The organism is Rhodococcus sp. P4_B6 (assembly GCF_056402215.1).
In genome coordinates this window covers 54,931-67,564 of sequence record NZ_JBFUHV010000015.1, presented here as the reverse complement: position 1 = coordinate 67,564, position 12,634 = coordinate 54,931, and the positions used below count along the sequence as shown (strand labels likewise).

16 protein-coding genes are annotated in these 12,634 nt (G+C 69.1%); 10 read left to right on the top strand and 6 right to left on the bottom strand.

The window, feature by feature from the left end; genetic code table 11:
- Nucleotides 1–38 precede the first annotated feature (38 nt).
- Entirely contained in the window at nucleotides 39–914 is an 876-nt protein-coding gene (locus AC1DWT_RS10165) for a LysR family transcriptional regulator ArgP (protein ID WP_206014098.1), read from the bottom strand.
- Between the two features lie 72 nt (nucleotides 915–986).
- On the opposite strand from AC1DWT_RS10165, the gene AC1DWT_RS10160 reads away from it, so the two are divergent.
- The 5 genes from AC1DWT_RS10160 (at nucleotide 987) to AC1DWT_RS10140 (ending at nucleotide 3,860) form a co-directional block, all read left to right on the top strand.
- On the top strand, nucleotides 987–1,607 hold the full coding sequence (locus AC1DWT_RS10160; RefSeq protein ID WP_206014099.1) for a LysE/ArgO family amino acid transporter: 621 nt from the start codon (nucleotides 987–989) through the stop codon (nucleotides 1,605–1,607).
- A 47-nt stretch (nucleotides 1,608–1,654) separates the two neighbouring features.
- Nucleotides 1,655–2,236: a hypothetical protein gene (locus AC1DWT_RS10155; RefSeq protein WP_206014100.1), complete on the top strand. Its 582-nt coding sequence runs from the start codon at nucleotides 1,655–1,657 to the stop codon at nucleotides 2,234–2,236.
- Complete coding sequence (locus AC1DWT_RS10150; RefSeq protein ID WP_072942541.1) at nucleotides 2,236–2,640, top strand: TIGR03668 family PPOX class F420-dependent oxidoreductase; 405 nt, start codon at nucleotides 2,236–2,238, stop codon at nucleotides 2,638–2,640. Before AC1DWT_RS10155 ends, AC1DWT_RS10150 begins: the two co-directional genes overlap by 1 nt.
- Nucleotides 2,641–2,696: 56 nt before the next feature.
- Nucleotides 2,697–3,365 (top strand): SDR family oxidoreductase, encoded by a 669-nt coding sequence (locus tag AC1DWT_RS10145; RefSeq protein WP_206014101.1) that lies wholly within the window; start codon nucleotides 2,697–2,699, stop codon nucleotides 3,363–3,365.
- 153 nt (nucleotides 3,366–3,518) lie between these two features.
- Nucleotides 3,519–3,860 carry a hypothetical protein gene (locus AC1DWT_RS10140; protein WP_072942546.1) on the top strand — a complete coding sequence of 114 codons (342 nt, stop codon included), beginning with the start codon at nucleotides 3,519–3,521 and terminating at the stop codon, nucleotides 3,858–3,860.
- Nucleotides 3,861–3,863: 3 nt separating this feature from the next.
- Here AC1DWT_RS10140 and AC1DWT_RS10135 read toward each other — a convergent pair whose 3' ends face one another.
- Nucleotides 3,864–4,514 carry a maleylpyruvate isomerase family mycothiol-dependent enzyme gene (locus tag AC1DWT_RS10135; protein ID WP_095865392.1) on the bottom strand — a complete coding sequence of 217 codons (651 nt, stop codon included), beginning with the start codon at nucleotides 4,512–4,514 and terminating at the stop codon, nucleotides 3,864–3,866.
- A 149-nt stretch (nucleotides 4,515–4,663) separates the two neighbouring features.
- On the opposite strand from AC1DWT_RS10135, the gene AC1DWT_RS10130 reads away from it, so the two are divergent.
- The 3 genes from AC1DWT_RS10130 to AC1DWT_RS10120 are packed head-to-tail and all read left to right on the top strand — an operon-like array spanning nucleotide 4,664 to nucleotide 6,695.
- Nucleotides 4,664–5,533, top strand: coding sequence for a TIGR04222 domain-containing membrane protein (locus AC1DWT_RS10130; RefSeq protein ID WP_206014102.1), 870 nt, complete (start codon nucleotides 4,664–4,666; stop codon nucleotides 5,531–5,533).
- On the top strand, nucleotides 5,530–6,375 hold the full coding sequence (locus tag AC1DWT_RS10125) for an MbnB/TglH/ChrH family RiPP precursor modification enzyme (protein ID WP_206014103.1): 846 nt from the start codon (nucleotides 5,530–5,532) through the stop codon (nucleotides 6,373–6,375). The genes AC1DWT_RS10130 and AC1DWT_RS10125 overlap by 4 nt, the downstream gene beginning before the upstream one ends.
- Complete coding sequence (locus AC1DWT_RS10120; protein ID WP_371851553.1) at nucleotides 6,372–6,695, top strand: SCO6045 C-terminal-like domain-containing protein; 324 nt, start codon at nucleotides 6,372–6,374, stop codon at nucleotides 6,693–6,695. The genes AC1DWT_RS10125 and AC1DWT_RS10120 overlap by 4 nt, the downstream gene beginning before the upstream one ends.
- On the opposite strand, the gene AC1DWT_RS10115 is transcribed toward AC1DWT_RS10120, so the two are convergent.
- Nucleotides 6,676–7,638, bottom strand: a complete 963-nt coding sequence (locus tag AC1DWT_RS10115; protein ID WP_072942556.1) for an alpha/beta fold hydrolase — start codon at nucleotides 7,636–7,638, stop codon at nucleotides 6,676–6,678. The genes AC1DWT_RS10120 and AC1DWT_RS10115 overlap by 20 nt on opposite strands.
- Before the next feature lie 122 nt (nucleotides 7,639–7,760).
- Between AC1DWT_RS10115 and AC1DWT_RS10110 the strand changes: the two genes are divergently transcribed.
- Nucleotides 7,761–8,516: a GntR family transcriptional regulator gene (locus AC1DWT_RS10110; protein ID WP_072942558.1), complete on the top strand. Its 756-nt coding sequence runs from the start codon at nucleotides 7,761–7,763 to the stop codon at nucleotides 8,514–8,516.
- Between the two features lie 93 nt (nucleotides 8,517–8,609).
- Here the strand turns inward: AC1DWT_RS10110 and AC1DWT_RS10105 are convergent, their stop codons facing one another.
- Both AC1DWT_RS10105 and AC1DWT_RS10100 read right to left on the bottom strand, forming a co-directional pair.
- Complete coding sequence (locus AC1DWT_RS10105; protein ID WP_072942559.1) at nucleotides 8,610–9,311, bottom strand: phosphonatase-like hydrolase; 702 nt, start codon at nucleotides 9,309–9,311, stop codon at nucleotides 8,610–8,612.
- A gap of 49 nt (nucleotides 9,312–9,360) precedes the next feature.
- The gene (locus tag AC1DWT_RS10100; protein WP_206014104.1) at nucleotides 9,361–10,503 is read right to left on the bottom strand and encodes a TIGR03364 family FAD-dependent oxidoreductase; all 1,143 of its coding nucleotides are present in this window, start codon (nucleotides 10,501–10,503) and stop codon (nucleotides 9,361–9,363) included.
- Nucleotides 10,504–10,688: 185 nt separating this feature from the next.
- Here AC1DWT_RS10100 and AC1DWT_RS10095 point away from each other — a divergent pair, with 185 nt between their 5' ends.
- Nucleotides 10,689–11,498: a CPBP family intramembrane glutamic endopeptidase gene (locus AC1DWT_RS10095; RefSeq protein WP_206014105.1), complete on the top strand. Its 810-nt coding sequence runs from the start codon at nucleotides 10,689–10,691 to the stop codon at nucleotides 11,496–11,498.
- Between the two features lie 9 nt (nucleotides 11,499–11,507).
- Here AC1DWT_RS10095 and AC1DWT_RS10090 read toward each other — a convergent pair whose 3' ends face one another.
- Nucleotides 11,508–12,611, bottom strand: coding sequence for a DUF6777 domain-containing protein (locus AC1DWT_RS10090; RefSeq protein WP_206014106.1), 1,104 nt, complete (start codon nucleotides 12,609–12,611; stop codon nucleotides 11,508–11,510).
- Nucleotides 12,612–12,634 lie beyond the last annotated feature (23 nt).

Genomic DNA, 12,634 nt, shown 5'->3' with positions numbered 1-12,634 from the left:
TCGGCGTCCATGACTCCAGTGTTGCGCCCACCCGGACGTCACCGCAACGCTTCGCGCGCCCCGTCCCGGACCGCGGTCGTGAGCGCCGCGAGAATGGGCGAATCCAGCTTCCACCGCTGCCAGTACAGCGGAACGTCGATCGGACGGGACGGGTCGAGTTCCACGAGCCGGTGGTCGTCGCCGGTGTGCAATTCCGGCAGCAGTCCCCAGCCCAGTCCGTAGCGGACGGCGTCGGAGAACGCCGAGGACCCGGGCACGAAATGTCGCGGCGGCTGCAACCGGCGCCGGGTGAATCCGCGCAGGAACCGGGCCTGCAGTTCGTCCTTGCGATCGAAGTCGAGCATCGGTGCCACCGCGAGGGCGTCCGCGGTCGGGCCGTCGGGAAGCCAGCGTTCGGCGTAGTCGCGGCTGCACAGCGCGCGGTACCGCATCGACCCCAGCTTCTCGACGGTGCAGCCCTGCACCGCCTCCGGAACGGACGTCACGGCGGCCATCACCGTGCCCTCCCGCAGCAGGGTGGTCGAGTGGAATTCGTCCTCCCGGTGCAGGTGGAACAGCGCCCGGTACTCCGGCGCCAGCCGGGCGAGAGCCGGAATCATCCACGTGGACAGCGAATCCGCGTTGACGACGAGCGGCAGCGTGCTCGTCGCCGCCTGTTCGGGATTGAGCGAAGACATGGCCTCACGCTCGAGGTGCGCCATCTGGCGGGCGAGCGTGAGCACGACGTGCCCGGAGTCGGTGGCCCGGACCGGCTTGGCCCGCTGCACCAGGACGCGTCCCACCTGCTGCTCGAGCGCCTTGATCCGCTGGCTCACCGCGGACGGCGTGATGTGCAGTACCCGGGCCGCGGCGTCGAAGGTGCCTTCGTCGATCACGGCGGCGAAGGTGCGGAGAGCGGACAGGTCCAGATCCATATGAAGCGATGCTAATGGCAATGAAGGATAATTAGCTGGATTGATGACGGTGGGGTTCGTAGCGTGGTTCCCATGCACCTCACCCCTGCCCTGCTCACGGCGGCGGCCGGCTTCGGCACCGGCCTGTCGCTGATCGTCGCGATCGGCGCGCAGAATGCGTTCGTCCTGCGACAGGGGATCGTCCGCAGGCACGTCCTGCCGGTGGTCGTGCTGTGCGCGGTGTCCGACGTCGCACTCATCGCCGTCGGGATCAGCGGAATCGGGGCCGTACTCGCCCACGCTCCCGCCGCCGTCACCGTGATCCGCTGGGCGGGAGCGGCATTCCTCGTCTCCTATGCCGTGCTCGCCGCCCGTCGCGCTCTGCGCCCCGGAACGCTGGACGCCACGATGGAAGTCGGATCGGCGACCCTCGCGACGTCGATCCTCACCTGCCTCGCGCTCACGTGGCTCAACCCGCACGTCTACCTCGACACGGTGCTGATGCTCGGCTCGGTGGCCAACAACCAGGGCGATTCGGGGCGGTGGCTGTTCGGTCTCGGCGCCGCCACCGCGAGTGTCACCTGGTTCCTCGCACTCGGCTACGGCGCCCAGTTCCTGCATCGCGTGTTCGCCCGCCCGAACGCGTGGCGCGTGCTCGACGCCGGGATCGCCGCGCTGATGCTCGCCCTCGGCATCACCCTCGTCACCAGCTAGTCAACTTTTTGTTGACAGAGCACATCCTGTCAACCAATACTTGACAGATGTCGGATGCCGCGCTCACCCAGCTGCTGTCGGACGCGATCGCCAAGGCGGACCCCCGGATCGACCCGGGGCTCGATCACGACCCCGCCGCCTACCTGGCCCTCGTCCGGCTCACGTCGCAGGCGCGGGACTCGGTCGACGAACTGCTGGTCTCCGCGATCTCCGCCGCACGCTCCGCCGGCCACAGCTGGGACACGGTCGGCGCCGCCCTCGGCATGTCGCGGCAGGCGGCGCAACAACGCTTCGGCAAACGGATCGGCGACGCCCCCGACCCGGACCCGGACGGCCGCACCCGCCGGCTCACCCCACTGACCGCGTTCAACGAGATGCGCATCCTCAACCGCGCCGGCTCGTACGGCTGGCACTCCGTCGGATTCGGCACCCTGTTCCACACCGTCCGCAAGTCCGACGAACAGTGGGAGCACACCCGGGCGTCGGCGCTCGCGAGCCGCGAGAAACTCGAGGCCGACGGCTGGCAGAAGGTCGGGACGCTGTGGTTCCCGTGGGCGTACTTCAAGCGCCCGCTGGGCATCCCCGCGCTCCCCGAACCGGTGAGCGGCGACTACCTGATGGAACCGTGATGGACGCCGTCGCACGATTCGCGGCCGCCCGCGTCGCCCGGCTCGCCACGGTCGGGGCGGACGGGGTGCCGCACCTCGTCCCGCTCGTCTTCGCGCTCGACTCCGACGCCATCTATTCCTGCGTCGATCACAAACCCAAACGCACCACGGCCTTGCGGCGCCTGAAGAACATCTCCGGCAACCCCGCCGTCACCCTGCTGGTGGATCACTACGACGAGAACTGGGACCACCTGTGGTGGGTGCGGGTCGACGGCCGGGCCCGGATCCTCGACCCGGACTCCGACGAGGGCGCCGCCGCGCTCGACGTCCTCGCCGCGAAGTATCCGCAATACGTCGACCGCCGCCCGGACGGGCCGGTGATCGCGATCCGCGACCTGAGGTGGCATCACTGGTCCGCCCTGTGAGTACTTGTTAACCGCCGGCGGTTAACAAGTACTCACAGGGCGATAGCCTCTTCCGCATGCCCACAGCCCTGATCACCGGCGCCAGCCGAGGCCTCGGAGCCGCCATCGCCCGCGAACTCGCACCGACCCACGACCTCCTGCTCGGCGCCCGGTCGGCCGGGTCGCTGACCGGCATCCTCGCCGAGCTGCCGGGCGCGAAACCCTGGCCGGCCGAGCTGACCGATTACGACGCGGTGGCGGCGGCGTGCGCACCGATCGACCGGCTCGACGTCCTCGTCCACAACGCCGGCGTCGCCGACCTCGCGACCGTCGCGGAGTCGACCGTCGAACAGTGGCGGCACACGCTCGAGGCGAACGTGATCGCGGTGGCCGAACTGACGCGACTGCTGCTGCCCGCTCTGCGCGCCGCAGGCGGCCACGTGGTGCTCATCAACTCGGGTGCCGGCATCCGCGCGAACGCCGGCTGGGCGTCGTATGCGGCGAGCAAATTCGCGCTCCGGGCGTTCGGGGACGCGCTGCGGCTCGAGGAGCCGTTACTGCGCGTCACATCTGTTCACCCCGGTCGGATCGACACCGATATGCAGCGTGCCATCGTGGCCGGCGAGGGCGACGAGTACCGGCCGGAGAAGTACCTGCAGCCGTCGACCGTCGCAAAAGCCGTGCGTACTGCGGTGGAGACGCCGCGTGACGCGCACCCTACAGAAGTCGTGCTGAGGGTGCGCTGACAGCGGAGAAACCTGCGTGAGATACATCACAGATTGATCTCGCAGAAAGGCTTTAAGCTGCTCACAATCAGTCGCCCTACAGTTCTTCTCATCAGCAGAGATCGCAAACGCGAGTCGGCTCCAGCGAGCTGACTCCCAGGAGGTATCCCCACGATGAACACCGAACAGCGTATGCACAGCGACACCGTCGTCGCGGTCGACGGCGACGTCTTCGCGACGATGTTCACTCTCGATCTCGGTGACGGCGAGGTCGATCGCGACGCGGTCGAGCGGATTCACGGCGGCGACTTCGACGAGTGGATCGAGGCGGCAGCGCGGTCCGGTCTGTTCACGCCGCAGGCGGTCGCGGCCCTGGTTCAGCAGTGGCAGGAGAACCCGAAGTCCCTGTTCGACGCGCTCCTCGTCGATGCCGACGAGATGACCCACAAGCGCTACGCGATCATCTGGGACGCGCTCGACGACGTCGACACGTTCGAGAGCGTCGAATACGCCTGACGGTCAGAACGGCCACGCGGGGACGGGCGGCAGGCCCTCCCGCGTGGGGCGTCCGACGACCCAGGCCAGCAGTTCGGTGCGCGGAAGTTCCGGCGCCCGGACCTCCGGGTATCGGACGGCCAGCGCGGGTAGCTCCGATTCCAAGGTGTGCTCCACGAAAAGTTCCGGCCAGTCGGCCGCCGTGTAGTCGAGGCCGAGGTCCACGTGGTGGATCTCGAGTTCACGCCATCGCAGCACCGGCACCTGACGCGCCGGCACCCGCTGACGCCAGTTCACCGGCGTCTCGTACAGATCTTCGGTGATCCCGCGCAGCGACTCGATCACCCGCCGGCCCGCGAAGCGGAAATCGGCCACCAGTAGTTCCGCCGGACGCCCGGCCCCCTCCTCGATCGCCGCGGCCCGTGCGGCCGGACCGCCCGGGTACATCTCGGGCGCGGCCTCGCCGGTGAGCACCCCGACGGCGAATCGGTGGAGCGCATCGGCGTTCCTCGCGAGGTGCGTGACGACATGCCCCCGGCTCCACCCCGGCAGCAGCGACGGCCCCCGCGCCTGATCGTCGGTCAACCCCGCCAGCGCGGCCTCCACCGTCCGGTGTGATTCGGCAACAGCATCGAGCAGTTCGACATACGACAGTGCGGGCCCCGGTGACGTCATGCAGACGATGCTCCCACAACTCGACCACGGCGAAGTCCCAGGATCCCGATAACGGAACGGTGACGATCGGCTTCCGGCGGGTGCATCTGGGACAATCGTACTGATACTGAGATCGACTGTCGGACAACGTGGTTGAAAGGTGGTGTGTGATGTACAACGAATCCGCTACGTGGGGGATACCGAGTGAGACCTTCCTGGTGATCTACATCGCCGCCGCCGTGCTCTCGGTCGGGCTGGCTCTGTTTCTCCGTTCCCACGGCAACCCTCCCGCGCCGACCGCCGGTGTTCGCCTCGACCCGGTGCAGACCGGCATGCTGACCAGCGACGATCGCGCCGTCGCCGCATCCCTGACGCTGTTGCGGGGAGCCGGCATCATCTCCGACGACGGCACGATCCTGCGGGCGTGGGGAGTCCCCGACAACGCCCTCGGGTGGTTCACGCGCGCCGTCTACGACGAACTCGCCTCCGGGCGCGGCGCCCTCGGCAACCTTCGGCTCCCAGGCCGGTTGCGGGCCCCACTCGACGAGTTGCGGACCATCCTCGTCGCGCAGGGACTGCTCACCGGAGCCGAGCAGAAGGCGTGGAACCGCCGGGCGACCATCCCGATCCTCGTCGTCGTGGCCATCGGCGTCGCACGCCTCGTCGCCGGGTTCGCCGCGGGCAAGCCGATCGGATTCCTGCTGGTCGCGGTGGTGCTGCTCTCGGCCTCACGTGAGCTGGTTCGACGGACCGGCCGCAGGACGCGCCAGGGGACGGCGGAATTGCAACGACTGCGCCGCGAACACTCGTACCTGTCGCCGCGGATGCGCCCGTCCCTGACCGCATACGGTCCGACGCCGATCGCGTTGTCGACGGCACTGTTCGGGATGGGTTCCGTCGCCCTGTTCTCGCCGGGGTTCGCGAGCGCGGCCGGCATCTCCGACAGCAGCAGCGGCGGCGGCGACAGTGGCGGCGGGGACAGCTCCTCCTCCTGCGGCGGTGGCGGTGGCTGCGGCGGCGGAGGCGGGTGCGGGGGATGACCGTCCTGATCGAGCCGGGCCTCGGCATCGGCTGGCGGCCGGAGATCTGCGGGATCATCGACCGACTGGACGGCCTGCGGTTCTGCGAGGTGATCGCCGAATCGCTGCCGGCACGCCGACGCGGGGTCGACGTTCCGGACGAGCTGCGGTCGCTGGGGGTTCCCGTCGTCCCGCACGGCATTTCACTGTCGCTGGGTGGCGCCGAGCCCGTCGAGCAGCACCGGATCGAGCACCTCGCGCGGTGCGCCGACGCGCTCGGGGCACCGCTCGTCAGCGAGCACGTCGCGTTCGTGCGGGCGGGCGGTCTCGAGGCCGGGCATCTACTGCCGGTACCGCGCTCGGCGGAGGCGCTGGACGTGTTGGTGCGCAACGTCCGGCGCACGCAGGAGTGTGTGCCGGTGCCCCTGGCGGTGGAGAACATCGCGGCCCTGTTCGACTGGCCGGACGACGAGTACTCCGAGGGTGAGTTCCTTGCCGAACTGGTCGAACGCACCGGGGTCCACCTGCTGCTGGACGTCGCGAACGTCTACGCGAACGCCCGCAACCGCGGCCGCGACGCCGCCGAGGAACTCCGGCGGCTCCCCCTCGAACGCGTGGCGTACTGCCACGTCGCAGGCGGATCCGAACGGGACGGCGCGTACCACGACACCCACACCGACCCGGTGCCCGTCGAGGTGCTGGACCTGGTCCGGGAGTGGGCATCCGGGGGCGCCCCCGCGATGATGCTCGAGCGCGACGGGAACTATCCGCCCGCCTCGGAGTTGTTCGGCGAACTGGATGCGATAGCGGACGCGGCCGGTTTCGAGCGGATCACCCGGGGCGCCGAATGGAGCCTGTCGTGACAGGGCTGGCCGATCGGCAGGCGGCGCTGGTGCGGGCTCTCGTTGCGTCGGGGGAACCGCCCGAGGGATTCGACCGCGACGCACTCGGCATCGCATCGAAGGCATTGCTGCGCAAGCGGTCCGGCGAGGTGGGTGAGTGCATTCCGCACGTCCGCGCAGCATGCGGCGAACGATTCGTCGTGCTGTTCACCGCCTGGGCGGAGGGCAGGCCGAAGGTGAGCACGCGCGCCGACGCCGCGGCGTTCACCGCGCACCTCGAATCGATCGGCGAACTGCCCGCACCGACGCGGCGGCGCCTGTTCAGCCTGCGGCGAAATTGAGCAGCAGCTCGTTCACCTCTTCGGCCCGTTCCAGCTGGACGAAGTGGCCGGCGCCGTCGAGGAGGTGCACGCCGCGCAGGTCGGGGACGGTGTCGCGCATCCGGTCGAGTGCCTGCGCACCGCTCATCGCGACGACGGGATCGTTCGCACCGGCCACGAACAACGTCGGCACCTCGATCTGGGCCACCCCGACTCTCGCGGCGCGTTCCCAGTTGGCGTCGTAAGCCCGGTACCAGTTCAGGCCGCCGGTAAATCCCGTCCGGGTGAAGACCTCCACGTAGTGCGCGAACTCGTCCTCCGTCAGCCACGACCACGGCAGGGGTGGGGCGTCGGGCAGCACGTCCAGGTACCCGTTGCCTTCCGACGGGTGCTGCCAGATGTCCAGGTAGCGGTAGTCGCCCGACAATGCGTAGAACACTCGCTGCAGGAAGCCACGGGGGTCGCCGTCGAGTTCGCGGTCGGCGACACCCGGTTCCTGGAAGTAGTGGATGTGCAGGAAGTGCTTGCGCGCCAGCGACGCATAGAGTTCCGACGGGCGCAGTGGGAAACGATCGGGCATGTAGGGAACGGACAGCAGCACCAGCCCGGACACGCGTTCGCGGTGACGCAGCGCGACGGTCCAGGCCACCGGAGCGCCGAAGTCGTGGCCGACGAACACGGCACGGTCGAGTCCGAGGGCGTCGAGCAGACCGATCAGTGCGTCCGACACCCGCTCGTTGGTGTAGTCGTCGATGTCGCGGGGCACGTCGGTGCCGCCGTAGCCGGGCATGTCCGGGGCGATCGCGCGGTACCCGGACGCCGCGAGGGCCAGCATCTGGTGCCGAAAGCTGTAGCCGAGGCCCGGGAACCCGTGGCACAGGATCACGGGCGGACCGTCACCCAGCTCGCTGATTTGCCAACGGAATCCGTCGACCGTGATCGATCGCTCCGTCGACGTCGCCATGCTCCGAATCCCTCCACCGGCTGGAACGCGTTCTCGCAGTGTACCGTAACGGCGACGCCACTAGAATGCACTTGATTCGCAGTGGTAACCGTCGACCGACCGGGGAAGTGGAGTGATGCGCAATGGTGGAGGCACGCTCCCGCCATGAGTTCGTCGCGGTCCAGCTCCGGCAGCGCATCATGCAGCGGCAGTACGCGGTGGGAGAGTCTCTGCCGAGTGAGAGCATGCTGTGCGCAGAATTCGAGGTGTCGCGCGGCCCGGTGCGCCAGGCCCTCGCGACGTTGAAGAACGAGGGGCTCATCCAGCTGTCCCAGGGCAAGCCGGCCGTGGTCCGCAGCCACGACATCACACAGACGCTGGACACGTTCACCCCGTTCACCCAGTGGGCGCGGCGCACTGGCCGCACCGCGGGGAGCCGCACGCTCGAGATCTCCCGCCGCCGGGTGTCCGAACCCGCCGCCGCCGCATTGGGAGCGGACCCGGACGACTTCGTCGTCGAGGTTCTCCGCGTCCGACTGCTCGACGGCGAACCGACGATGCTCGAGCGGAGCACGTTCACCGACCGCGTCGGCTCCCTGCTGTTCGAGTTCGACATCGACTCCGGGTCGATCACCGACTACCTCACCTCCCGCGGCGTCCGGTTCGAATCGATGGAGCACGTACTCGACGCCGTCGCCGCCGCCGAGGCCGAGGCCGAACATCTCGGCATCGCCCCCGGCAGCCCCTTGCTGCGGGAACGCCGGACGTCGCGGGATCAGCACGGCGACATCTTCGAGTACGCCGACGACCGGTACCGGCCCGACCTCGTCGCCTTCAGCATCGTGAACGCCCGGACCGTCGACCCGCGGGTCCCGCCGGGCGACAGCAACGGCCTCTAGTCGGCGGCCGGCAGGCGATTCCGGTGCGACGAACGGGACGCTCGTTCGATCTGACGCAACGAGCGTCCCGTTCGTCGCGGAGGCGGGGGCGGATCAGGCGCTGCGCAGCCGGTCGAGCAGACCGGGCAGGTCCGCGACGCTGTCGAGGACGTGGGTGGCCCCGGCCTCGGACAGCTGGGTGGCGTCGTGGGCGCCGGTGAGCACACCGACGGAGGCGCGGGCTCCGGCGCGCAGGCCGGTGGTGATGTCCGACGTGGTGTCGCCGAGCACCACCATGGACTGCACGGACGGGGCGCCGGCGCGCATCAGCGCGGTCAGCGGCATGTCGGGAAAGGGGCGGCCGCGGACGCCGTCACCGGGACAGAGCACGACGTCGGCGACGTCCTCCCAGCCGAGCGCGCGGATGATCGACATCTGCGTCTCGTGGGCGAACCCGGTGGTGAGCGCCGTCTTGATGCCCTGCTCCCGCAGGGAGCCGAGGAGTTCCTCGGCTCCGGGAACGGCGCTGCACCGGCCGTCGTCGACGAGTTGCGCGTAGCAGCGTTCGAATTCCTTGTTCGCCGCCTGCGCCTGTTCCTCGTTTCCGCCGCTGAGGTGGCGGAAGACGACGATCTTGGACTGGCCCATGGTGTCGGAGACGTACTCGAGCATCCGCCGCCGATCGTCGTCCGTCTTCGACAGCCCGGCATGCGCGTCCGCGGCGAGGAAGGACTGCTGCACCAGCCCGCTGTCCTCCACGGTGGTGCCTGCCATGTCGAAGACGACGAGGCTGATGTCCCGGTGATGTGTTCCCATTGTCGTGGTCCTCTCGAATCTCGGTGAATGTGCTTGTGGGATAACTTGTTCAGTGCTCTGATGCGACTTCGCGGCCGAAGACGTGGTCGATCCGGTCCTTCGCCAGACCCATGCCGGTCGTCATGCCGATACCGGTGGTGACGGTGACGATGTGCACCCCGTCGAGGGGCTCCTCGATCAGGAACTCCGAGTCAGGGGCCGAGCTGTACACGCCCTGCCAGCGCGCGGTGACGGTGACGTCCGGGACGCCGAACAGGGCGGCGGCCTCGCGGATCAGCACCTCGAACCCCTGCTCCGCCTGGAACGGCTCCGCCGAAATATCACGGATGTGGGTGTCTCCCAGCAGGATCGATCCGTCGGGCTGTGGGGTGTACATCTGGTGGAGGTCGAGGTCGGCGTAGTCGGGGTGCTCCGCGCGCAACCGCGCCGCGAGTGCCGCCGTCGTGGGCAGTTCCGCGAAACCGCTGTACCGCACGAGCGACCAGCCGGTGAACAGCGGCCCGGGCAACGGTGCGGGCAACGGCATCCTCGCGCGCAGCATGTGGAGCCGGCACCGCAGGAGCCCCCGGCGCTCGGCCTGCTCCGGGAACAGGCGGTCGATGTCGTGGTTGACGGTGACGAACACCGTCTCCGCATGCAGATCGCCCCGCGAGGTGTGGACCACTCCGGTGCCGAATCCGGCTGCGGCGGTGCGCCAGAAGAAGTCGACGCCGGACGCGTCGAGCCACCGCGCGATGGCGGGGGCCGCCTCCCGCGGGTCGACCTGGAGGTCGCCGGCCAGATACATGCCTCCGACGACGCGATCGCCGGAGACGGGGAGCGCGGCGAGGATCCGCTCGCGCGGCAGCAGTTCCACCTCGGCAGGTCCGCGCCTGTCCGCGAACTCGGTCATGACGGCCATTTCGTCGTCGTGCCGTGCCACACAATATGTTCCGGACTCGGAGATCCAGAACCCCGCCTTGCGCGACAGGTCGAGCCAGTGGTCCCGGCCGGCCAGCGCGTAGTCGCGGGCGACACCCGACTGGGCGGTGATGCAGACGTGGCCGAAGTTCTGGACGGATGCGCCGGCGACGCGGTCGGCATGATCGATCACCGCTACCGACAGGCCGCGGTCGAGCGCGTGGTAGGCGTGCGCGAGACCGAGGATTCCGGCGCCGACAACCACCACGTCGTAGCGTCGTTGATGTGTCATGAATTCCACCTTGGCCCCCGGACGCTCAACTTGTCAATACAAGTGGTTCGAGTTCACCACAGGTATAGATAAGTTTCCGTCCGTTCACCGTCCGTTGCGGGTCGGTGCGGGCGCGCCGGGTGGCACCGGCAGGCGGTTGCTGCGAAAATTGCCTCTCGCGTCCACCCACCGCAGAGGGGCGAATGATGAGTGGTGCTTCCGGATCCAGTTCCGTCCCCGTCTACGAACCGGCGTCGCCCGGCGACCGGTTCGGACCCCTGATCGAACGCCGCGACGACACCGACTTCCCGTTCTACAACGGGACGCCCACAGCGCTGTCGACGCGGCAGTGGATCCTGATGTGGGTGTCCGTCGTTGTCGGATTCGCGGCCCTGGTCCTCATCCCGCAACCCGGCAATCTCGTGGCGCTGATTCCGCGGATTCTGTTCGTCGGCATCCCACTCGTCGTGCTGGCGATGGTGACGCGGGAGCACTGGACCGCACTGTTCCGGAAGGTGCACGGCCGGGACGTTCTCACGATGATCGGCTTCGCGGTACTCAACCTCGTGGTCACGTCCGCGCTGGCGCTGATCGTGCAGGCCCTGTTCGGGGTGGCGTCCAACGAAGCCGTCGAGGATGCAGGCAAGGGTGGCGTGCTCGACACGGCCGCGTTCTACGTGGGAACCGGGATCCAGTTGGTGGGCGAGGAAGTCTTCACCATCGTCCCGTTCCTCGCGTTGCTGTATTTCCTGTACGCCAAGGCGAAGCTGTCCCGCAAGACGGCGATCGTCCTCGCCTGGCTGCTCAGCGCGGTCTGGTTCGGCGCCGCGCATCTGCAAACCTACGACTGGAACTTCGCTCAGGCGTTCATCGTGATCGGCGGGGCCCGGCTGGTGCTCACGCTCGCGTACATCCGCACCAAGAATCTGTGGGTGTCGACCGGCGCGCACATCATCAACGACTGGACGCTCTTCACCCAGGCGATCGTGATCAACGCCGCGCTCGTCACCCTGTAGGCGAGCTCGTCAGTTCGGAATCGGGATGACGATCGGCGGCAGACCCGGTATCTGCACCTGAATCTGTTGCGGCGGAGCGGGCACCGGCGCGGGAGCCGGCGGCGGGTTGTACACCGGCGGCTCGGGTGCGGGCGGCGGCACGGCGACGGGTGCCGGCGGCGGGGGAGGTGGTGGCGGCGGCGGTGGCGGAGGCGCGGGTTCCGGGGAGGGGACAGGCGCGGGCCGGGGAGCGGCCTGCTGCACCACGGCGGGCGGCGAATCGACCACCGGCGCCTGGGCTTCCACGGGGGCTACCGGATTCGGGCGCTCCGCGGGCTGCTGCGGACCGGAGCCTATCGGCACCGACGACAATCCGCCGGTCATCAGGTCGACCACGGCCACTTCGGTCATCGCCAGGTTGGAGGGCTGCACGACGTACAGCCGGTCCTGCTGGAAAGTCGGCCACGGATCGCCCTCGAGTTTCGCGTCCTGGTTCACCACCGGGGACAGCAGCGGGCTGCCGCGCATGCACCGGACGCGGGGAACGCCGTGGTCGTCGATCAGCACGATGGTCCCGGCCTGGAGCACCGACTGGAATGCCGTCGCGTGGCCGTCGTCGAAGCCGTGATTGGTGACGCGGGTGTCCGCGCGGAGCAGGACGGGGGTGAGGGTCCGGACGTAATTGCGCACGTCATCGACCTGGAACACACTCGACCAGGCCTCCAATCTCGCCGGATCCCCCTCGAGGTCGTCGACGAGACGCTGCCGGTCGCAGAGCACCCGGTCGGGGCTTCCGCCGTAGAGTCCGGCGCGGTCACCGATCACCCGGATACCGGCGGCCCGGGGCTCGCCCGGCAGGTCGGTTCCGGGCGGGCCGAACGGGACCGTCGTCGGCGTCTGCGGCGGGAGCAGCACCTCGGTCCACGGAAGTTGTCCCTGGTCGGTGGCCCGATCGAGGTCGATCGGGTCGGGGTTGCCCCCGGAACCGGAGGAGCATGCCACGGCCACCGCCGCGGTGAGGGCCCCAAGCACCGCCAGCCAGCTACGCGGTGCGCGCCCGGGGCGCGTACCGGCTCGAACGACTCGTCTGCGTCGGGCACGCCGTGCAGCCGGCCCGGCGTCGTCGGTGGCCACCCCGCCATCGTAGGCACAGTCGC